Genomic DNA, 20,157 nt, shown 5'->3' on the forward strand with positions numbered 1-20,157 from the left:
GAACACAATGGGAGAGCTCATCAAGTTCGAACTCAGAAAGATACTCGGCAACCGTGCGGGCATGGCGGCGTGCCTGGTCGCGCTCGCCCTGCTGGCAGGCATGGCCTTCATGAACCTGGCGACCACGACCACACGCGACCATGCAACGGGCGCCGTCGTGGAGGGGCTCGCCGGCCAGCAGGCATGCCGCAACAACGAGGAGTCGCATGCCGGCGTGCTCGACGACGCCCGAATCGCGAAAGACGCAGCTGTCCTCGATCGCGCCAACGAGCTCGCGGAGGGGACCCCCGGCTATTACGACCTGTCGAGCGACGCTATAATCGTCCAGTACGGTCTCGAGTTCTGGCAGCAGACGAGGGCCGTCGCCTCCGACGACTACTACAACGAGATCGTGGGCACGCTCGATAGCGCAAGCCCGCGCGCGACGAGCCTGCGAGAGGGCTCGCTTGCGAGGATAGACACCACGCTGTCCGACGGCTTCGAACACTATTTCCCCTAACAGCGATGCCGAGGCGTCCTATTGGCACGGCATGTTCGACCAGATTCAGTGGCCGGTTGAATTTGGCTACGCCGGCGCATGGAAGAACGCCTTGGATTGGGCGAGCTTCCTTGCTCTCGCGATCGTGGCGCTTTGCATCGCCCTCTCGGGCGTGTACGCGGGAGAGTACCAGAACCGCACCGCCGCCGTGGCGCTGCCGACGAGACGCGGGAAGAGGGCTCTTCCCGCCGCCAAGGCCGTCGCGGCGCTCGCGTTCGCCACGGCATACTGGTGGCTTTGCTCGGCGGTCGTCGTGGGGATTAACGTAGCCGCGTGCGGCGCCGGAGGGTGGGCTCTGCCGGTGCAGGTGGTCTTCGGATTCGACAACCCATACCCGCTCACAGTCGGGCAGGCCATGCTCGCCGTCTACGGCCTCGGCTATCTTGTCACAATCGACATGGCGACGCTCACGCTGCTCCTGTCTTCGAAGATGCGCTCCACGATGCCGGTGTCCGTGATTCCGATGGCGGCGGTCTTCCTCGGGATGTTCGCCCTCTTCATCCCTCCGCTCGCGAAGCTTGGAGCCCTCACGCCCATGGCGGGACTGAACTTCACATTCAGCCGCATGGTCAGCTACGCGGCGGGGACGGCGGTAATCGACCTTCCCACTGCGCTGGCGATTCTCTACGCAGTCCTCCTAATGACTTGCACACCGCTTGCGATGCGCGTTTTCGCGAGACATCAGGTAGCCTAGAGAAAAGAGGAAGGGCGGGTGCCCGCGTGCCCGACTGCTGCGCATACGCATCCGAGAACCGGTGAAGCAGCGGTTCTCGGATGCGGATCGTTTTGCCGAGCGGCAAAGAGAATCCGGACCCGGTTGCGCGATTCCGGCCCTTTGCCACCCTGAGTGCCTAAGGGCAGTGCCGCAGCCAAGCCCATCCTCTCGTTGAGAATTCGCTATCGCGAAAGGAAGAGAGGCGCCGCGAGCGAACCCGAGGCCGCGTAGGGCACTGCGGCTGGAAACGAGTCGGTTCGGCTACATCTCCCGCGCCTCGTAGAGCCTTGCCGCGATTGCGGCAGAAGCCGCGTAGAGGGCGACGGAGGCCGCAGCGCTGGCGACGGCGAGCATAGCCGGCCCGTTGGGGTCCGCAAAGATGCCGTCGAGGAATTCGGCGACGAACAGAGCATCGTTCGAGCCAATCGCCGCAGACATGAGTATCACGACCAATACGATGATCATAGGGATAAAGCGCACGGCCTTCGTCATGCCGGACCGCATCGCGAGCGGCAAGGTAACCGCGAGTGCCACGGTTATGAAGAGCAGACCCATCGAGGCGGACAGCGTGTAGGTCCCCGGATCGATTCCTTCGCCGAGCGCGCGCACGCCGTCAACGTCGTAACCCATCGCCATGAAGGCGCTTGCGAGCGCCATGGCGGCGAGCGACGCGACCAGCCCCACGACGAGGCCGGCAGCCACTGCTATGGCGAGACTCGCGTAGCGCCCGGACACCACGTTTGCTCGGGAGATCGGCAGCGCGAGGCGGTAGCGTTCCCAGCCGTTGCGCTCATCGAGCGCGAGGACGGTGAATGCGCAGTTCCCGCTCACCGTTACGCTGATGAGCGGCGAAACGACATAGGGGTTTTCCATCACGAACGCGAGCAAGATGCCGAGCGCGAGGCCGATGACTGACTGCTGAGCCAGGTACTTGCGCATGATGATGAGGTCGGAGAGAATCATCGCCTTCATCGGATTTCCCCCCTCAACACGAGGTTCAGGTAGCCGTCTATGTCGGCACGGTCAAGCGCGATTCTGGGGAACCGTTCCCCGAACGCGAACCGATCGGGCACGAGAATCGCCGTACCGTACGGCTGCCTGATGAAGCGCATCTCGCCAGGGGCGAAGAATGAGCTTTCCGCGACGGAATCGAACTCCGCCGCATTGCATTGCGCGACGCCCGCCACGTCGGTAATGGCATCCTTTTCGACAGAAAACGCGATACGGCCCGCTTCGATGCAGACTACGTAGTCGGCAATCTTCTCGAGGTCGCTCGTGATGTGGCTCGACATGAGGATGCCACGCCCCTCGTCGGCCATGAATTCTCGCAGCATCCCGAGCACTTCTTCTCGAGCGATGGGGTCGAGGCCCGCCGTCGCCTCATCGAGGACGAGCAGCTCTGCCCCATGCGAGAGCGCGCATGCCAGCGATAGCTTCATGCTCATACCGCGCGAGAGGTCAGAGACCTTCTTGTCCTCCGGCAGGCCGAACTCGCCCAGGCACCGCTTGAAGGCCGCCTGGTCCCATCGTCCATAAACCGACCGCATGAGCGAGCCGGCAGCAGCCACAGTTATCTCTTCGGGCAGCGCGCAAGTGTCGAACACCACGCCGATGCGCTGCTTGGTCGCCGCGTCGCGCGGGGCGGCGGTGCCGAAGAGCCTCACCTTCCCTCCGTCTGCTCGGATGAGACCGAGAGCGGCCTTTATGACCGTCGTCTTCCCGGCGCCGTTGGCGCCCACGAGCCCGACGACACTGCCTGCGAAAACGGAGAGCGACACGTCGCGTAACGCGAAGCCGTCGTAGCGTTTCGAGAGGTCGGTTATTGTCAAAAGTTCGTTCATGGTGCCTCCTGCCTGCTTCATTCCGCCAGCGCGTCTATCATGTCGTGAAGCTCGGATGTCCCGATGCCCGCAGCCGAACCCTCCTCGATTGCCTGGGAGAGCAGCTCCTCAATGTGACGGAGCCTCTCCTCCCGCAGGATCTCTAGGTTGCCGCCGGCGACAAAGGTTCCCTTGCCCTGTATCGTTTCGACGAGGCCCTGGACCTCGAGGTCGGCGTAGGCCCTTTTCGTCGTTATGACGCTCACCCGCAGGTCGTTCGCGAGCGCACGGATCGAGGGCAGGCGTTCTCCTTCGGCCAAAGCCCCGCTCGCGATGAGCCCCCGCAGCTGCGAGGCTATCTGGTCGTAGATCGGCTTGCCGCTCGCGTTCGAGATGATGATGTCCATGGGTCGTTCCTCGTCATTTAGGCTCTCCGCACGCCGTCCCGTGAGAGTTCTAGTGTAGTCCGCTCAGTCGCTGAATAATATATCGTATATACACACTATCTACAGTATACACAGCGGTACACACTACGCAAGGGGCAATGGTCGAATCCGCATGGCGGCTATCAACTGCCGGGCAAGTACGCCATAGAGGTCGGGCGCTGGCGAGCAAGGGCGCCTTGCGGTGGCCTAGCGCCTCAGGCCGCATTGCCTGTCGCCAACGGATCCCGAACATCGCTCGACATCGTCCGAGGAACTGGGCCTCTTGGCATCAAAGAGCATCCAGTGCGAAGAGATGCCGGACGAGAGGTAGCGCATGGCTCACGAAGCTGGCGCACGGAGAGCCATCGCCCCCTGACCAGCCGTCACCCCATGACGACATGTCACCCCGAGAGACGCTCAACCCTGACGGCTCGTCTGGGGCGCCGGTGTCGGTTCGTCATCCGAAAGGAAATGGGAAAGCATAGCTCATGAGAGAAAACGGCTTCCTCGCCCCTCGGGAGGCGCGTGAGAGGGGGCTCGAGTTCGAGGAGCCCGACCCCATCACATGCCGGTGGTGCGGCATACCGCTCACTCCCGCTCGGCGTCGAGCTGCCGGGGCGGGTGCACTGGCTGGCGAGCGAGCTGCTGATACTCGACGACCTGGACAAGGACGATGGCAGCGGCTGGGCGCGCGCGACGATTCAGATTCAGAGCATCCTGACGTCCGGGGCTCCCGGGCGATTACGAGGGCTGCGCCCGCGCCGCCCAGCACGGGGCACAAGCTCGTCAACGAGTAACGCATCAGGCAGTCGGCACCGGAAGCGACGATGCCTGCTAGCGCGCCCAGCGCCTCGCGACCGCGGACGGCCCGGTCGCGCTCGGATATCAGCGCGATCCGGTGCCCCTCGAAACGCCGGCCGCCGTCGACCGCATTGAGACCCGAAGCGCACAGCGCCGCCAATCCCCGTCCGGCGCCGTCATCCCGGCCACGGGCCGGCGATGCCTTGCAGTGGCTTGGAGCGCCTTGGCGGCCCGCGCCGCGTTGCGCGCGCAAGCGAACCGGGATACACCTCTCGACATCGTCCAAGGAGACGGGCTCCTTGGCATCAAAGGGCACCCGAACGGATCGGATGCCAGACGAGAGGTGACACATGGAAGACGACATCTTCAGCATGGAGCGCGAGCCCGGGCACGATGCCGCTGGGCTCGGCGGCGCCACGTCGGATAATGGGGCTGAGAACCGCGAGGGTGCCGAGGCGGGGAAACGGGGATTCGCTGCCACCCCGAGCTCAGACATCCACGGCCAAGACGACGCGCTGCTCGACGTCCCGGAAGTCGCCGAGTACCTTCGCATCTCGCGATCGTCGGTCTACAAGCTCATCGAGAGGCAGCAGATTCCCGCGATAAGGATCGGGAGGCTGCTGCGTGTCAGAAGGAAAGAGCTCGATGAGACGCTTCGCGCAATGGGCGACAACAGCTGAGCCGACCCTCGATGATAATGCGCCTGCTCGCGCGGGGCACACGCCCCATCGGAAAGCCGATAGACCCTGATTCGCCGGCGTACCCGCTGAATCCCAGCCGCTTCGACCCCGCTCGCGGGCGCATGCGCTGCGGGCGATCGAAGGGGTGACCCGGCTATGGCAGTAGACGAACAGGGCAAGCAGACCAGGCAGGCCAGGCCTCACGTTCCCCTCAAGGACTTCTATTCGGTCGAGGACGTCTCGGCGCTTCTGGGCATCGGGGAGAACCTCGTGAGGGCGCTCGCCAGCAGGAAAGAGGACCCCCTGCCGTTCAGGCGACTGCACGGAAAGGTCCGAGGGATGTTCATACCGCGCGCGGAGCTCGGTGCCTGGGTCATGAGGAACTCGTTCCTCGTGGCCGCCAAAGACGGGGAACGGGGCAAGCATGGCGAGCCGTGAGACGCCCGCCCCGGAACGCTTCCTCGTCGTCTACCGGTTCATGTGGGACGAGCTCGGGCTCGACGGCAGCGGTCTCGTAGTAGCGATAGCCGTAGTAGAGCCCCTCGGCGTACTCGACGAAGTACGCGTTACCCGTGGACTTCTGGGGATAGTAGCCCTCGATGTCGGTGTAGCGCTTGCCGCCGAAGTTCTTGAAGGTGGGGTCGGCGGTGAAATCGGCAGCCCAGATGTCGGTGGTCTTGCCGGAGGGGTTCACCGTGCCGGCGAGGACCTGACCAAGGCCAGCCGCACCCGTGGCACCGATGGAGCCAACCTCGAGGATGGCGTCGACCGCGTAGTCGCCGGAGACGAGCGGGCCAAGCTCCATGGTCGTAGAGAGATTGAGCACCGCGATGACCTTGGTGCACGCCGCCTTGGCAGCCGCGATGACGCTCTTCTCCTCGACGGTGAGCTCCAGCTCGTGCTGGCCGTCCTCGTAGTTGGCCGTCTCGCTGTTGGCGGTGAAGTTCTCGGAGACGCCGGACTCGACGTCTGCCTTCAGGTTGCGGGAGAGGTCGCCGCCCTCGCCGCCGCCACGGCCAATAAAGACCAGGCCAACGGTGCCCTTGATGGATGCCTGGGCGTCGGAGCTGTAGTCGGACCAGGGGATCTCGCCAATGTAGTAGGACGCCGTGGACGGGTTGTCCATGGTGATGGCGGCCTTGGCGTAGTTGGAGTAGTTGTCGTTGATCCAGTTGTAGGCGGTGTCGTTGATGGTGAAGCCCGCCTGGCTGATGCCCTGGTAGAAGTTGATGCAGGAGCTTGCATCAACGGTACCGGAGCCGGCGCCGCCGTAGACAGGGTCTGCCGCATAGCGGCCGAGCATACTCACGGTCTCGGAGGTGGAGAGCGGCAGCGCGTTCTTGTCGTTCTTCAAGAGGACGATGCCCTCGGCCTCGATCTCGGTGACCAACTCGTTTGCGGCCTCGGTCGCCTGCTTGCGGCCACGGTAGTCCGAGGTGTAGTACTCCGCGTCCCAGTCCTCGGAGCCCTGGACCTTCTCGACCGTTGCGGGACGTCCGCCCACGTAGTGGTCGAGAAGCGAGCTGAACTTGTTCGCCGCGACGTTTGCGGCGGCAGTGACGCCCAGCAGGCCAACCGACGCGATGGTCGAGCCGATGAACTTCTTTCTCGTTGTGCTCTTAGCCATTCCCACTCCCCTTACGTTCCCTCCGGCCCCGAGGGCCGCTTGTTCGACGATAAGGGTAGGCAGCAAGCAGGGGGAAGGCCAAAGAGGGTCGCATCCGGTTAGTTAGCCGTCGCAGATTGCAGGTGTCAACCAGCAGCGGCAACGGTCACCGGGGCCTCGGCCGAGGGCGATGCCGCTACGGGCAGCGCTACGACATCTGGAGCACCTCGTCGCACGCCGCCAGGAGCTCGGGGTCATGCGAGACGGTAATCACGATGCGCGAGCGCTTGAGATCGTCCAGAACGGCAAGCAACCTTTCCCTCGAACCCTCGTCCAAGGCGGACGTCGGCTCGTCCAGGAAGACCACGCCAGGATCTTTGAGAATCACCCGTGCGATGGCAACCTTCTGACCCTCTCCTCCCGAGAGCTGCCGACCGCCTTCCCCAAGCTGCATGCCAAGGGCGTCAGGCACCTTGGCGATTGCGTCAAGCCCCACCTCGCGCATCACGTCGAGAAGCCGCTCGTCGCTCACCGGGCCATCGCACAGCAGAGTCAGGTTGTCCCTCAGCGTGCCGCGTATCATCACGGAATCCTGCTCGACATAGCCGATCTCATGCGTTCGCAGATCGTACTGGTCGATGTCGTCGATTGGCGTCCCGTCAAGCGTCACTTCGCCCGTCCAGCATCCCCGAAGGTCTCCAGACAGCAGCGTCATGAGCGTGCTCTTCCCGCTGCCGTTTGGCCCCACGATGCCATAGAGCCTCCCTTTGGCAAACGTTGCGGAGACTCCGTCAAAGGTGATCCTGCCCGCCTCCAACTCGCAGGTCACATCGCGCATGCGCACGGTCTTGATGCCACGGACGCACGCCTCTCCGACGTCCTCGACCTTCCTCTCCCATAGCTCCGTGAGGCGGCCGAGGTTGACTTTCGCCTGCTGGTATTCCCGTCCCACCTTGAGAAAGTACTCCATGGACGTCACCAGCGTCGCAAAGTACCCGTACACCGTGGCAACGAAGCCCGCCTCTATGTGTCCCGAGGCAACCTCCACCGCCGCGACTATGAGGACGATGGCAAGCGAGAGGCTCCGCGTGACATCTGCAAACAGGGTCATCCGCGCAGCGATGCAGTTGGTCTTGTACATGGCCGGACGGACGGCCGAGTAGGAGCGCCTCATCTCATCGGCGCTTCGCTCAAACAGGACGTTCCGGCGAATGAAGGGGATTTTCGCCAGCTGCCAGAGCGCGATGGCGGAGTAGCGCGCCATCTCCTCAACAAAGGCCTGCTGGGACTTGGCGAACTTCTCGCTAAAGATGCGATAGGAGAGGTTCGACGCCGCGGTTGACACAAGGCAGAGGATGCACACGAGCGGGCTCACCATGAACAGCGACACCGCCGCAATGGCAACAGCGATGACATTTTCCCCGACGCCCGTGAGCGCCTGGAGGAAGAAGAGCGAGAGGCCGTTGGTGTCATCGTCGAGCCTCTTGCGCCAGTACGAGGGATCGAAGTCATTAAAGAACCTGTGCGGGAGGTGCTGAATGTGTCCGGTCGCACGCAGGTCAAGCTCGAACGACGAGTCCGCCTGAAGGTAGGTGTAGAGCAGCACTGCCTTGTACGAGCAGAGATTCGAGACACAACACAACGCCGCCAGGACGGCTCCCGCAAGCGCTATGCTGCGCACAACGTCACCGGACGCCAGCGTCATGTTGATCATAAGCCCGGCAAGCAGGGGCGTGAGGTTTCCCAGCAACGCGGCAAAAAGGCTCAGGAGGAGATATCTCACGAACCCGCCATGATCATCGATGCTGGACCAGCACGCGGCGATAAGCGCCCTCATGGGCACCCTCCTGCGGACGTCTCCCGCGAATGTGCGCTCTGAAGAGCCAGGAGGTCAATCTTGTCATCAAGGTTGTATTTGATTGGGCCGCACATGTCTTTTCGACCTTCCAGTGCCTCGCGGGGACATCCTCCCCAGCAGAGCGGAAAGTAGACACAGTGGTGACATTTTCCTTCCTGGCCAGGGACGTACCTCAACCAGCGTGAACTGTTCAAAGATGAGAACCGCGGCGCATCAACAGTGCCATAACTCTTATCTGAACAGCCCATCTCGTCCCAACACTTACACAGACTTCCCTCTGGGTCTATCACCGCAGAGCCGAGAGCTATCGCCGAGCAAATCCCTGGTTCCGACCCCCTGAAAAGCCCAACATCAAACCCAAGCTCAATCGCGCTCCAGTAAAACAGGGATTCAACAGTAGAAAAAGCCTTCGCATCTAGGTAACGTGTACTACTATGGCCGTCGTCACCTAGTGCATCATCAACCATGGCTAGATATATGCCCACCTTCCCTGCGAGGGCCATCCTGTCGATATCTATCAGCAACCCATCAAGATCTGCAGAATTATCTGCATCCACATTCACGCGAATCGTTATTCCAATGTCATCGACAGCAGACTTGATATTATGCAGAATTCTCTCGTAGGTAGGCTCTCCATTGCTTGGTATTCTTCTCAGGTCATGCGGTCGCTCCGCGCCGTCAATGGTAACTTGGGCCTCCCGAACGCCACAATCGCACAACACCTTGACAGCTCTTTCTGTCAGATGATAGCCATTGGTAACTATGGATGCCTCGTACTTACATTCAGGTGGAAGAGCCCCTCTGATCAGTTCTGTCAATTGGGCGATACGGTCGAGACAGAGTAATGGCTCACCCCATACCAGTTCACCATCAGGACTTTGGCCTTCCCAAACTCTTCCGACACGAAGCGTGCCGCAGCAGCCGCACGCTCTCCGGACATCGTAAGAGCAGCCAGCCCGGCCTCGTAGCAATATGGGCAAGCGAAGTTGCATCCCGTCGTTGGCGCAATAGTAACCTGTGCCCTAGATTCGTTGTATCTAAGGCACAGGTTCTTGACGAGAAGCGCCTCAAATTCGTCGATATCATCATCGACTATAAATCCATTAGTGAATAGAGCGCCGGTGAAGTCATCCAAAGGATCAATGCGGCCCGTCTCCAATTCTCTATACTTAGCCGCAAACTCAGAGTCCAGCCGAAGCAGCCCTTTGTTGTTCGTATTGAAGAGGAGCACTCCATCTTTCTGTTCCCGAACATAATTATACTGAGATAACTTCATATCGGCCAATCACTCTGGTCCGCAATCAAAGGGGCGCAAAAAACACCCGTCAGTCCAGCCCCCTTTTGCACGGAGACATCACATGGCACCTACCCAAAACATCCTCATCTTCAACTGGCTTAATGATCCATTCCATACTCGAGCGCCTCCTTAGCTGATTGACGATCTAAATTTCTATCTATATGTTTAATGATACCACATACGGTTGAAAATAGATCGTCTTTTGTTGAGATTTGACGCCGGCTAGCTGTTGTGTGCCAACAGGTTGTTGACACATGACGTGACAAAAGGGGAGGACTCCTCCAAGCTGTGAATTGTCGAAGGTTGCAGCGAGAGGAGCCCTCCTTGTTCCAGCATTCTGACTCACGGCTCACGCCCCGCGGACGGCAGGGGCTCGTCGAGCGTGCACGCGCCGGCGAGAGCGTGTCCGCCGCCGCCCGGGAGGCGGGCGTGAGCAGGCAGACGGCCCACAAGTGGATCGCGAGGGCCGAGGCGGGCGAGCGGCTGTCGGACCGCCGCAGCCGCCCCTCGCGACTCGCGAGGCTGACGCCCCCCGACGTCGAGGCAAGGGTCGTGGAGGCCCGCCGCGCCCGCCTGCTCGCCCCGCTCGCCCTCGCCGCCGAGACCGGGGTGCCCGCCCGCACCTGCGCCAGGATCGTCGCGCGCAACGGCCTGCCGCGCCTTGCCGACGTCGACCGCGTGACCGGCGAGCCCAGGAGGCGCGGTCCCGCGACCCCGCGCCGCTACGAGGGGGAGAGGCCCGGCGAGCTCGTGCACGTCGACGTCAGGAGGGTCGCGCGCATACCGCCCGACGGCGGCTGGAGGGCGCGCGGCGCCGACGCCCCGCGCCATGCCGACTCGGGGGCGGGCACCGCCTGCCTGCACGTGGCGGTCGACGACAGGAGCAGGGTGGCCTACGCCGAGCTGCTCGGCGACGAGCGCAAGGAGGCCTGCGCCGCGTTCATGGGGCGCGCCCGGGACTTCTACCGGGGCCTTGGGGTCGAGGTCGAGCGCGTGATGACCGACAACGGGCCGGGATACCGCTCGCGGCTGTTCAACGAGTGGCTCGCGGCGTCCGGCACCTGCTCGGGCTTGACCTCCTCCCACGAGACCACCTCGCGCACGGGCATGTACCCGAGCTCGAGGTAGGCGCCGTCCCTGAGCCGCTTGCCGGCGGTGAAGGTGAGCTGGCGGTGCCCGCTTCCCTCGTCGTAGGCGTCGAGCGTGTACTCCCAGGCCTCCGCGCCGCCGCGGCCCGTGCTCTGCGCGGCTGCGTCGTCCACCCGGACGTACCACGTGGACGCGTTGTCCGTGTTCGTGAGGTAGAACACGCCCGCCATGGCCGCGAGCACCAGGGCGGTCATGACGATTGTCGTTATCCTTCGTGCCATCGTTGGGTCCTTTCCTTTCGCTTTGATAATTCGGTCCCGCACCTGACGGGCTCACGATGAGGGCGCCCCGGCATTCGCCACGACCCGGGCGCAGGCGCAGAGCGCCGCGCAGGTGAAGATGGCGGACATGGCGAGGAACGCGGGGAGGTCCGAGGCCGCGAGAGCGCCTCCTCCGCTGCTATTCGCCCCCATCTGCATAAGTGCCCAGGGCCACCACATGCCCCAGCCCTTTGCCGTGAGCACGAGGCCCGCGATGCCGCCCGCGAGAGCCACGCCCACCGGCGCGGCGAAGCTGCGCACAATTGCCGAGACGAGCAGCTGCACCGCCACTACGGACACGCCGCCGGCCCATGCGAGCAGCAGGCTGATGACGCAGCCCCCGGACGGGAGGCCCGGGAGGCCCACCGCCTTGCCGAGGGCCACGAACAGAGCCCCCGTCGCGGCGAGCGCGACGCCCAGCATGCCCGTGCCCACGACGAGCTTCGCGGCGACGACGCGCCACGGCGCGACGGGGCTCGCGAGCACCTGGTTCCAGTTGGTGCCCGCATGCTCGAGGCCCATGAGCCAGGAGCATCCCGCGCCGACGAGCGCCGGCAGGAAAAAGCAGAGCTCGAACAGGGTGTGCTGAGTCCAGAGGTTCTCCCACCCAGGGGTCAGCAGGCCCAGGTTCTGCTGGTAGTTGAAGGTGCCGATGACGGAGGCACTGAGGGGCAGCACCGCGTAGGCGATCCAGATGGGCGCGCGGCGCAGTTTGACGGCCTCCGCGCGCAGGGCTTGCGCTCTCATGCTAGAGCTCCTTTCTCGAGAACCACCACGCCGAGACGGCGACGAGCACGGCGCACATCGCGGCCAGCAGCGCCGCGTCGCCCCAGGGGAAGGGGACGCTGTAAAAGGACGTCGTCCTCGCGACCGGGTCCCAGTCCATGCGCACGCACGACAGCAGCCCGAAGTAGCCGCTGGGGACCAGGCGCTGGACGGCGGGAGGGAAGAACAGGCTGAACAGGCCGGTGAGCGAGAGGCCGAGGCCCACCGCCAGCGAGGCGAACTGGTTCTCCCAGCGGAGGGCGACCGCCTGCACGAGCGCGGCGACCGCGAACGCCGGCCCTATCTGGCAGGCGGCGAATGCCGCCAGCCCGACGGCCCCCGGCCGGTCTGCGAAGCCCTTGTACGATGCCAGTGCGTCGAGGCCTACGGTCTCCAGCGCCACCGCGGCCGCGATGAGGACGAGGCTGCAGGCGAGCTTGGCGGCGAACACCGTTCCCGCCCGCTGCAGGCACAGGAGCTCCTTCAGGGCCTGGGCCTCGTGGTCGACCTCGCACGCGCGCGACGAGACGACGGCGGCGAACAGGGTCATGACGATGGAGTTGACAATCGGGGCCATGTAGAGCAGGGCCGACGTCCCGTCCGCCGCCCCCTGGGCTGCGCGCGCGGCGTCGGACGCCATCCACGCGACGCACAGCGCGGCGGCGCCGAGGCAGAGGGACCACACGTTCCTGCGCCTGAGCTTCGCGAACTCGAGGGCGACCGCGACCATCACAGCCCCCTTCCCTCGGTGAGGGCGAGGAAGATGTCCTCGAGGCCCTCGCTGCGCTCCTCGATACGCACGACGCCGATGCCCTCCCGAGCGAGCGCGAGGGAGGAGCTCGCGACGGCCTCGTCGTCCGCGAAGGGCGCGAGCAGCCACCCGCCCTGGTCGGAGGCCCCCAGCAGCGCGGCCGCGCGGCGGTCGTCCGTCGTACGGAACGCGAGCTGGCGGCGCGCGCGGGCCCGTAGGGCCTCGAGCGTCCCCTGCCACGCCATCCGCCCCTGGCTGATAATGCCCACGTGGTCAGCCATCTGCTCGACCTCCGAGAGCAGGTGACTCGAGACCAGGACGGTGGTGCCGTGCGTCCGGGGCAGCCCGCGGATGAGCTCCCTCATCTCGTGGATGCCCTCGGGGTCGAGCCCGTTGGTGGGCTCGTCGAGCAGCACGAGGCGGGGGTTGCCGAGCAGCGCGGCGGCCAGCCCCAGGCGCTGCCTCATGCCGAGCGAGAACTGCCCGGCGAGCTTCCTGCTCGTGCCTGCCAGGCCCACCGTCTCGAGCGCCTCGTCGATCGACTCGTCGGGCAGCCCCTTGAGCCTGCGGACGATGTCGAGGTTCTCGCGCGCGGTCAGGTGCCTGTAGCAGCTGGGGCTCTCGATGAGTGAGCCCACGTGCGCGAGGACAGCGAGCCGGTTCCGCCGGTCCATCCTCTCTCCCAGCACCTCCACCTCGCCGGCCGTGGGCCGCACCAGGCCGAGGACCATCTTCATCGTGGTGGACTTGCCCGCCCCGTTGGGGCCGAGGAAGCCGTACACCGCGCCCTCGGGCACCTCGAGCTCGATGCCGTCCACGGCGCGCGCCCCGCCATATGACTTGGTGAGCTCGCTCGTGGCGATAGCCAGAGTTGCCATGCTCGCTCCTTTCGTTCGTCTGCTTCAGCGACAGCTCGGATTCTGGGGGATGCGCCTTTCTCTCGCCTGTCCCCAACCTTTCGCGAGCCTTTCGTTTCGGGTGGGGCGAGGGCGCTCCGGGCCTGGGAAACCCCGCCCCGGGATACAATGGGGGCCGGAGTTGGGAGGCGGCATGAGAGACATACACGAGGCGCGGGTGCTGGTGGTCGAGGACGACCCGACCCTGCTCGGGCAGCTGACCGAGCTGCTCGAGCGCGAGGGCTACCGGTCCGTCCGCGGCGCTGGGACCGTGGCCGACGCCCTGCTCACGGTCGCGACCTGGCAGCCCCAGCTGCTCCTGCTCGACGTGATGCTGCCCGACGGCAACGGCTTCGACCTGCTGCGCCGGGTGCGCGAGACGAGCGACGCCCCGGCTCGCGTCCTCTCCGCGCGCGACGAGGACGCGAGCCGCCTGCGGGGCCTGGGCCTGGGGGCGGACGACTACGTGGCCAAGCCATTCCTGCCCGCCGAGCTGCTGCTGCGCCTGGCGGCCGTCCTGCGCCGCAGCTACAACCTGCCAGACGCGCTGCCCGCCATCGCGCTCGGAGAGGCGGAGGTGGACCTGGCCACGGGCGAGGTGAGGCGCCTCGGCGCCGTCGAGTCGACGCTAACCGCGAAGGAGCACGCGCTCGTCAAGAGGCTGAACGAGAGCCGCGGCTCCATCGTGACGACGGACGAGCTCTGCTGCAGCGTCTACGGGGACGAGTTCGGCCACGCCAACGCGCTCGCGATCCTCGTGCGGCGCCTGCGCGAGAAGGTCGAGGACGACCCCTCCCACCCGCGCTGGGTCGTCACGGTGCGAGGGCTGGGCTACCGCCTCATGCGCGAGGAGGCGCGATGAGGGGGCCGCTGCGCGCACGGCTGAGGAGAGTCGCGGGCTTGGCCGCATCCTGCGTCCTCGGTGCCGTTGCCATCCTCGCGGTCAACATGGCCGTCGTGGGGGCCGCCATGTACGCCGAGGGCCTCGCGGGCGGCGGCACCGCCCCGGAGGCCTCGAAGGTGTCCGAGTCGATCGTCGAGCGGGACGGGGCGTATGCCGTCCCGCCGGACATGGAGCAGGCGCTTCGCGACAATGACAGCTGGGCCCTGCTCATCGACGAGGGAGGAAACGTGGTCTGGGGCCTCGGCGTGCCAGACGACGTGCCCACGCGCTACACCCCGGCGGACGTGGCTTCCTTCGCGCGCTGGTACCTCAACGACTACCCCGTGTCCTGCTGGCGGCGCGATGGGAAGCTCGTCGTGGTGGGGTCCCCCAGGGGCTCTGCCTGGAAGTACAGCTTCTCGCAGGGCTTCGACGAGTTCAGCGGCGGCGTGCTGCTCCTGATCGCGCTCTTCTGCGTGAACCTGGTCTCGCTCGTCGTATTCGTGAGCGCGCTCTCCCGGCGCTCGTGGAAGCGGCGCGACGACGCGCGCAACGAGTGGGTCGCCGCCGTGTCCCACGACGTGCGGACGCCGCTCTCCGCGGTCGTTGCCGACGCCGCGCGCCTGATGGAGGATCCCGGGCTCGATGCCGGCGCGCGCGAACGGGCTGCCCGCATCGTGGCGAAGTCGAGGGAGGCGGCAGGCCTGCTCGCCGACCTCAACGCGGTGAACCGGCTGCGCTACGCCATGGAGCCCATCGACGCCGGGGACGTGCGCCTGGCGGCGGTGCTGCGGTCGGTGGTGGCGGGCTTCCTGGACGAGGGGACGGGCGCCTGCGAGCTGGAGCTTGACGTGGCGCCTGCCGCCGAGGGCGTCTGCGTGCGCGGGAGCGAGTCGCTGCTGCGTCGCATGGCGGTAAACCTCGTGGGGAACAGCTTCCGGCACAACCTGCAGGGCTGCCGCGTGACGGTTTCCCTTGATGTCCGAGGCGGGCTTCTCGGCACCCCGTTCGGCCGGCGGCTAGTGCTCGTCGTGAGCGACGACGGCCGGGGCCTTGGGGCCGATGCGCTCGCGGCGCTCGGGAGGAGGCCGGGCTCCGACCTTCCCGAGCATGGTCTTGGCCTCGTGATTGTGCGGCGCATCGCCGCGGCGCACGGCGGGAATGCGCGCTTCTCGAACAACGCGGGAGGGGGGTGCCGCTGCGCCGTGACCCTGCCCGCCGGAGGCCGCCATATGAAACGCAATCTCAAAGCGAGTCCCTCCCGGTGAAGCGCGCCCCGGCTCTTCGATACGGGAACCGGGAGGCGGTTTTCGGAAGCGGCAGGGGCTCTAGCGGCGCCTCATCCCCAGGATATCGAGACGCTCGGTGTTGACGGTAGATGCGCCGGTCCCTCCGCGCAGGTCGACGAACTCGCGAGTGAGCCGCTCGATCTCCTCGTGCAGGCGCTCATCGACGGTGCCGCCCGCGCCGATCCGCCTCAGCTCCCGGAGCAGTTCCACCATGTGCTCCCGCAGCGCCCGGTACACCCGGACGTTTGGCACGACGGCGATCGCCTCGTCGCGCAGCCGCGCCATGATGAAGTCCTGCTTGGACATCCCGCTCTCCTCGGCGACGCGGTCGAGCCAGCGCTTCTGCTCCGGCGTCATCCTGAAGCCGACGGTGACGCTGCGCTCCCTGCGGTCGTTGGGGCATGGCATCAGAACCCCTCCTTCGAGGCGTTGAGGGCGCGCGCCATCTCGCCCTGCTTGTCGGGGAAGAGGTGGGCGTAGCGGAATGTGATGTCGGCGCTCTCGTGCCCGAGCCTCTCGGCGATCGCCACGGCGGAGAAGCCCATCTCTATCAGCAGCGAGACGTGGCTGTGGCGCAGGTCGTGTATGCGGATGCGCTTGACGTGGGACTTAGCGCACCCGCGGTCGAGCTCGTGGTGTAGCTTCGCCTTCGTGAACGTGAAGATCCTCGAGTCGGGACCTATGCCGAGCGAGTCGATCCACGGCCTGAGCTCCTCGGCCAGGAACTCCGGCATGACCACGTCCCGGACCGACTTGGGGGTCTTGGGAGGCGTGACGACGTCGCGGCCGGAGAGCCGCTGGTAGGACCTAGTCACCTTGACCTCGGCGCGCGTCCAGTCGAAGTCGGCGGGCGTGAGCGCCAGTAGCTCCCCGACGCGCAGCCCGCACCAGTACAGGACCTCGAAGGAGTAGTAGCTCTCCGGCTTGTCCGCCACCGCGTCGGAGAACCTCAGGTACTCGTCCCGCGTCCAGAAGAGCATCTCCCCGCCCTTCGACGAGCCCATCCTCGTGGTGCGCGCGCACGGGTTGGAGGCGAGGCCGTAGTAGCGCACGGCGTGGTTGAAGATTGCGGAGAGCTGGTTGTTTATCGTCCTGAGGTAGGTCTGGGAGTAGGGTTCGCCCTTAGCGTTGCGGTACGACATGAGCTTGTTCTGCCAGCGCACGACGTCGAGGGGCTCTATCTCGTCGACGCGCATGTTCCCGAAGTACGGCAGTATCTTGCCCTCGATCATGTACTTCTTGGTGTGCCAGGTGTGCTCCCTCAGGCGCGGCCTCATGTCGGCCGCGTAGACCTCGTAGAAGGCGGCGAAGGTCGAGCCGACCGCGCCGTCTGCGCCGCTGGCGAACTCCGCCTCCCACGCCGCGGCGTCGTCTTCGGAGGCAAAGCCTCGCTTCGTCTTGTGGCGCCTCGCGCCGCTGTAGTCGCGGTACCAGACCTGCGCGGTCCAAGTGCCGTTCGCCTCGATCCTTACCGACATCCCATGCGCCTCGCAATCATTCCGGAGGAGTGAGCAGCACGATAATGTGCTGCATATTCTCGGACTATATCAGCACGTTTTCGTGCTGTCAAATGTTTGCGCACGGTTGCGTGCTGTAATATGCTTTCCCCATCCGAGGAGCTAGGAGGACCCGTGAGCATTGGCGAGCGCATACGAAGGTACCGCAACGACGTCGACATGACCCAGAGGGAGCTCGCCGAGGAGGTGGGTCTCACCGAGTCCGCCATCCGCAACTACGAGCGCGACATCAGGACGCCGGGCGACGAGCAGATCGAGAGGATAGCCGAGGCGCTCGACGTGTCGCCGGACGCCATCCGCGACATCGGCGTGGAGGGCGCGAGGGGCGCCCTCGAGGTGCTGTTCCGCTGCGAGCGGGAGCTGGGGCTTTCGCCTGTGGTCACCGAGGACGGCGTCGCCGTCGCCCCCGACCCGTCGAGGCCTGGCTCCCAGAAGGCCGCCCAGGCCCTGAAGGCCTGGAAGCGCATGCGCGACCGGCTTTCCGCCGGGGAGATCTCCGAGGAGGACTACGGGGCCTGGAAGGCGCGCTTCAGGGGCTGAGGGCGCGCAGATAAAGCTGTGTCGGGGGCGCGCGGGCGGCCCCCCTTCTCTTTCCGCCGGGATTGTCACTCTTCGGCAACTACTGCGATTCGAAAGCGTCCCATAAACGTTCGGAGCAGGGTTCTGGGACGCGTGGCGAGAGTGACTCCAGGGTCTTCGGATGCCGTCAGAACCCGCCGGAAACGCGTCCGAACCCGGTCTTCGGGCGGTTTGTCACTCTTCGCTCCTACCTGCGCAAACGTGAAATCGGAGCGCCGAGAGGCGGGGTGACTACACGGTGACTACACGCAGGGCCCCAAGATGGCGCCGCGACCGAAAAACGCGATGGAATCATTCCGTTGGTATTGGCACCTTTTTGGAACGAGTCCCAACTGGTACCAACTAATCTCATCCTGTGTGGGCGTTGAACAGGTGTGAAGAGTATTTCCGCAGGTCATACCACATAAAACAAGCCCCGAAATCGCTTGATTTCGGGGCTGCTCGGCGAATTCCACTCATCGAAAGTTCCGACGGCTTTGTCCTATTCCCACCACTAGATGCTAACCACCGCCACTAGACGGGAGGCTTGCAACTAGACGGAATGAGGGCAAAGTTCACTCCCACTCGATGGTCGCAGGCGGTTTCGGCGTCACGTCGTAGACCACACGGTTGATACCATCCACCTCATCAACGATACGGCTGGAGATACGGCCGACAATGTCAAAGGGTAACTTCGCCCAGTCTGCAGTCATAGCGTCAGAGGACTCAACCGCACGCACGATGATCGGGCGCTGGTAGGTCCGCTCATCACCCATCACGCCGACGCTCTTGATGTCTGGCAGCACTGCAAAGTATTGCCAACAGCTGTGCTCGGAGTTGCGCTCACCGGTCTCTTCAAAGAGCTTCTCGTTATAGGCATCAAGCTCCTCGCGCACGATTGCGTCGGCTTCCTTCAAAATTGCCAGCTTCTCCTGCGTGACTTCGCCGATGATACGGATCGCCAGTCCCGGTCCTGGGAACGGCTGCCTCCACACCATGCCCGCCGGAAGGCCTAAGGCGATGCCGAGCTGCCGCACTTCGTCCTTGAAGAAGTGATCCAAGGGCTCCACTAGATCGAAGTGGGTCCCCTTGGGGAATGGGATCAGGTTGTGGTGGCTCTTGATGGTTGAGGCCTTGCCGCCAGTCTTACGGGCTCCAGATTCGATAATGTCTGGGTAGATGGTACCCTGTGCCAGGTACTCAACCCCATCGAGCTTCTGCGCGACCGCAAAGAACTCTTTCCAGAACTGAGTGCCAATCAGACGGCGCTTCTGCTCCGGATCGGTTACGCCTTTCAATAGCTCCGCGTAGCGCTCCTCTGCATGCACGTGGATAAGCGGCATCTTGAACTGCTTGCGGAAGACCTCCTCCACCATCTCAGGCTCACCCTTGCGCAGCATTCCGTGGTTGATAAAGACACAGGTGAGCTGGTCCCCTACTGCACGGTGTACTAACGCGGCAGTGACGGCGGAGTCAACGCCGCCGGAGAGAGCTAGAATGACTTTGGAATTCCCGACCTGTGACTTGATCTCCTGGACCTTTTCGTCGATCAGGTTTGTCATCGTCCAGGAAGCTTGCAGGTGGCAGATATCGAAGAGGAAGTGCTTGAGCATCACCATACCATATTGGGTATGGCGGACCTCTGGATGAAACTGGGTCGCATAGAAGCCCCGCTCGCGGTTCTCCATTGAGGCTACCGGGCAGCTCACTGTCGTCGAGGTGATCGTAAAGCCCTCCGGGACTTCCTCTACCACATCGCGGTGGCTCATCCACACGGTCTGCTCACCTGGGGTATCCGCCAGAAGACGGCTGTTCCCGTCAGTCCGGTGCAGCGTTGCCGGCCCATATTCACCTTTGTCAGTATAGCCGACCTTGCCGCCCAGCTTCTTAGCCATGATCTGCTGCCCATAGCAGAGACCCAGGATCGGAAGGCCGAGGTTAAAGATATCCGCATCCATATCAGGTGCATCCTCCGCACAGGTCGAGGCAGGTCCACCGGAGAGGATAATGGCCGAAGGGTACATCGCACGCAACTCTTCAGCGCTGATGTCACAAGGCACAATCTCCGAATAGACATGTAAGTCGCGCACGCGCCGGGCGATCAGCTGCCCGTACTGTGCACCGAAATCAAGCACTGCGACTAACTGATGGGGTCTTGTGCTTTGCATACGTTCCTCCTGAATATATCGTACTACCTGCAGCGACAACTATAGCCGCTACAAGTGTAAAGAGTATATACATAATAGACGAATATCTATACAGGCGTTCACTCATTGGGAACACCGCAGGATACCTATATGTACCTGCACTGATTCTAGCACCTCACATTTCCGCTGTTCGGGGTATTTA

21 protein-coding genes and 1 pseudogene are annotated in these 20,157 nt (G+C 64.3%); 8 read left to right on the forward strand and 14 right to left on the reverse strand.

Going from position 1 to position 20,157, the window contains the following annotated elements:
• Positions 1-7: 7 nt before the first annotated feature.
• Together J4859_RS14010 and J4859_RS14015 are read left to right on the forward strand one after the other, a co-directional pair.
• Positions 8-499: a hypothetical protein gene (locus tag J4859_RS14010; protein WP_212330725.1), complete on the forward strand. Its 492-nt coding sequence runs from the start codon at positions 8-10 to the stop codon at positions 497-499.
• A gap of 31 nt (positions 500-530) precedes the next feature.
• Positions 531-1,232, forward strand: a complete 702-nt coding sequence (locus J4859_RS14015) for a hypothetical protein (RefSeq protein WP_212330728.1) — start codon at positions 531-533, stop codon at positions 1,230-1,232.
• A gap of 282 nt (positions 1,233-1,514) precedes the next feature.
• Here the strand turns inward: J4859_RS14015 and J4859_RS14020 are convergent, their stop codons facing one another.
• From J4859_RS14020 to J4859_RS14030, 3 genes are read right to left on the reverse strand one after another with little or no spacing between them, the layout of a single operon-like run.
• Positions 1,515-2,225: an ABC-2 transporter permease gene (locus J4859_RS14020; RefSeq protein ID WP_212330731.1), complete on the reverse strand. Its 711-nt coding sequence runs from the start codon at positions 2,223-2,225 to the stop codon at positions 1,515-1,517.
• Entirely contained in the window at positions 2,222-3,094 is an 873-nt protein-coding gene (locus tag J4859_RS14025) for an ABC transporter ATP-binding protein (RefSeq protein ID WP_212330733.1), read from the reverse strand. Before J4859_RS14025 ends, J4859_RS14020 begins: the two co-directional genes overlap by 4 nt.
• A 17-nt stretch (positions 3,095-3,111) precedes the next feature.
• Complete coding sequence (locus J4859_RS14030) at positions 3,112-3,480, reverse strand: GntR family transcriptional regulator (RefSeq protein WP_212330736.1); 369 nt, start codon at positions 3,478-3,480, stop codon at positions 3,112-3,114.
• A 1,169-nt stretch (positions 3,481-4,649) separates the two neighbouring features.
• On the opposite strand from J4859_RS14030, the gene J4859_RS14035 reads away from it, so the two are divergent.
• Together J4859_RS14035 and J4859_RS14040 are read left to right on the forward strand one after the other, a co-directional pair.
• Positions 4,650-4,979: a helix-turn-helix domain-containing protein gene (locus J4859_RS14035; protein WP_212330738.1), complete on the forward strand. Its 330-nt coding sequence runs from the start codon at positions 4,650-4,652 to the stop codon at positions 4,977-4,979.
• A gap of 156 nt (positions 4,980-5,135) precedes the next feature.
• On the forward strand, positions 5,136-5,417 hold the full coding sequence (locus J4859_RS14040; RefSeq protein WP_212330741.1) for a helix-turn-helix domain-containing protein: 282 nt from the start codon (positions 5,136-5,138) through the stop codon (positions 5,415-5,417).
• Here J4859_RS14040 and J4859_RS14045 read toward each other — a convergent pair.
• The 4 genes from J4859_RS14045 to J4859_RS14060 all read right to left on the reverse strand — a co-directional run bounded on the left by J4859_RS14045 (position 5,353) and on the right by J4859_RS14060 (position 9,674).
• Complete coding sequence (locus J4859_RS14045; RefSeq protein WP_212330744.1) at positions 5,353-6,606, reverse strand: glycoside hydrolase family 3 C-terminal domain-containing protein; 1,254 nt, start codon at positions 6,604-6,606, stop codon at positions 5,353-5,355. The genes J4859_RS14040 and J4859_RS14045 overlap by 65 nt on opposite strands.
• A 187-nt stretch (positions 6,607-6,793) precedes the next feature.
• Complete coding sequence (locus J4859_RS14050; protein ID WP_212330747.1) at positions 6,794-8,422, reverse strand: ABC transporter ATP-binding protein; 1,629 nt, start codon at positions 8,420-8,422, stop codon at positions 6,794-6,796.
• Positions 8,419-9,261 (reverse strand): radical SAM protein, encoded by an 843-nt coding sequence (locus J4859_RS14055; protein WP_212330750.1) that lies wholly within the window; start codon positions 9,259-9,261, stop codon positions 8,419-8,421. The genes J4859_RS14050 and J4859_RS14055 overlap by 4 nt, the downstream gene beginning before the upstream one ends.
• Positions 9,258-9,674, reverse strand: coding sequence for a hypothetical protein (locus tag J4859_RS14060; protein ID WP_212330753.1), 417 nt, complete (start codon positions 9,672-9,674; stop codon positions 9,258-9,260). The genes J4859_RS14055 and J4859_RS14060 overlap by 4 nt, the downstream gene beginning before the upstream one ends.
• Before the next feature lie 354 nt (positions 9,675-10,028).
• On the opposite strand from J4859_RS14060, the gene J4859_RS14065 reads away from it, so the two are divergent.
• The gene (locus J4859_RS14065; RefSeq protein WP_249113664.1) at positions 10,029-10,868 is read left to right on the forward strand and encodes a DDE-type integrase/transposase/recombinase; all 840 of its coding nucleotides are present in this window, start codon (positions 10,029-10,031) and stop codon (positions 10,866-10,868) included.
• On the opposite strand, the pseudogene J4859_RS17970 reads toward J4859_RS14065, so the two are convergent.
• The 4 genes and pseudogenes from J4859_RS17970 to J4859_RS14080 all read right to left on the reverse strand — a co-directional run.
• Positions 10,841-11,110 (reverse strand): annotated as a pseudogene (locus J4859_RS17970) (YxeA family protein); the annotation flags it as partial. The gene J4859_RS14065 and the pseudogene J4859_RS17970 sit on opposite strands and share 28 nt — an antisense overlap.
• 51 nt (positions 11,111-11,161) lie before the next feature.
• Positions 11,162-11,896, reverse strand: a complete 735-nt coding sequence (locus J4859_RS14070) for an ABC transporter permease (protein ID WP_212330757.1) — start codon at positions 11,894-11,896, stop codon at positions 11,162-11,164.
• A gap of 1 nt (position 11,897) precedes the next feature.
• A complete protein-coding gene (locus tag J4859_RS14075; RefSeq protein WP_212330759.1) occupies positions 11,898-12,644 on the reverse strand; it encodes an ABC transporter permease in 747 nt (248 codons plus the stop codon).
• Entirely contained in the window at positions 12,644-13,543 is a 900-nt protein-coding gene (locus J4859_RS14080; protein ID WP_212330761.1) for an ATP-binding cassette domain-containing protein, read from the reverse strand. The genes J4859_RS14075 and J4859_RS14080 overlap by 1 nt, the downstream gene beginning before the upstream one ends.
• Before the next feature lie 172 nt (positions 13,544-13,715).
• On the opposite strand from J4859_RS14080, the gene J4859_RS14085 reads away from it, so the two are divergent.
• On the forward strand, positions 13,716-14,423 hold the full coding sequence (locus J4859_RS14085) for a response regulator transcription factor (RefSeq protein WP_212330763.1): 708 nt from the start codon (positions 13,716-13,718) through the stop codon (positions 14,421-14,423).
• Positions 14,424-14,461: 38 nt separating this feature from the next.
• A complete protein-coding gene (locus J4859_RS14090) occupies positions 14,462-15,712 on the forward strand; it encodes a sensor histidine kinase KdpD (RefSeq protein WP_212330765.1) in 1,251 nt (416 codons plus the stop codon).
• 60 nt (positions 15,713-15,772) lie between these two features.
• Here the strand turns inward: J4859_RS14090 and J4859_RS14095 are convergent, their stop codons facing one another.
• A complete protein-coding gene (locus J4859_RS14095) occupies positions 15,773-16,141 on the reverse strand; it encodes a DUF1778 domain-containing protein (RefSeq protein ID WP_212330768.1) in 369 nt (122 codons plus the stop codon).
• Positions 16,141-17,211 carry a site-specific integrase gene (locus J4859_RS14100; RefSeq protein WP_212330772.1) on the reverse strand — a complete coding sequence of 357 codons (1,071 nt, stop codon included), beginning with the start codon at positions 17,209-17,211 and terminating at the stop codon, positions 16,141-16,143. Before J4859_RS14100 ends, J4859_RS14095 begins: the two co-directional genes overlap by 1 nt.
• 153 nt (positions 17,212-17,364) lie before the next feature.
• Here J4859_RS14100 and J4859_RS14105 point away from each other — a divergent pair, with 153 nt between their 5' ends.
• Complete coding sequence (locus J4859_RS14105; protein WP_249113665.1) at positions 17,365-17,790, forward strand: helix-turn-helix domain-containing protein; 426 nt, start codon at positions 17,365-17,367, stop codon at positions 17,788-17,790.
• A gap of 593 nt (positions 17,791-18,383) precedes the next feature.
• Here the strand turns inward: J4859_RS14105 and guaA are convergent.
• Entirely contained in the window at positions 18,384-19,976 is a 1,593-nt protein-coding gene (guaA, locus tag J4859_RS14110) for a glutamine-hydrolyzing GMP synthase (RefSeq protein ID WP_212330778.1), read from the reverse strand.
• Positions 19,977-20,157: the final 181 nt, after the last annotated feature.

Origin of the sequence: Atopobium sp. oral taxon 416 (assembly GCF_018128285.1) — a bacterium.
Taxonomy (GTDB): domain Bacteria; phylum Actinomycetota; class Coriobacteriia; order Coriobacteriales; family Atopobiaceae; genus Olsenella_L.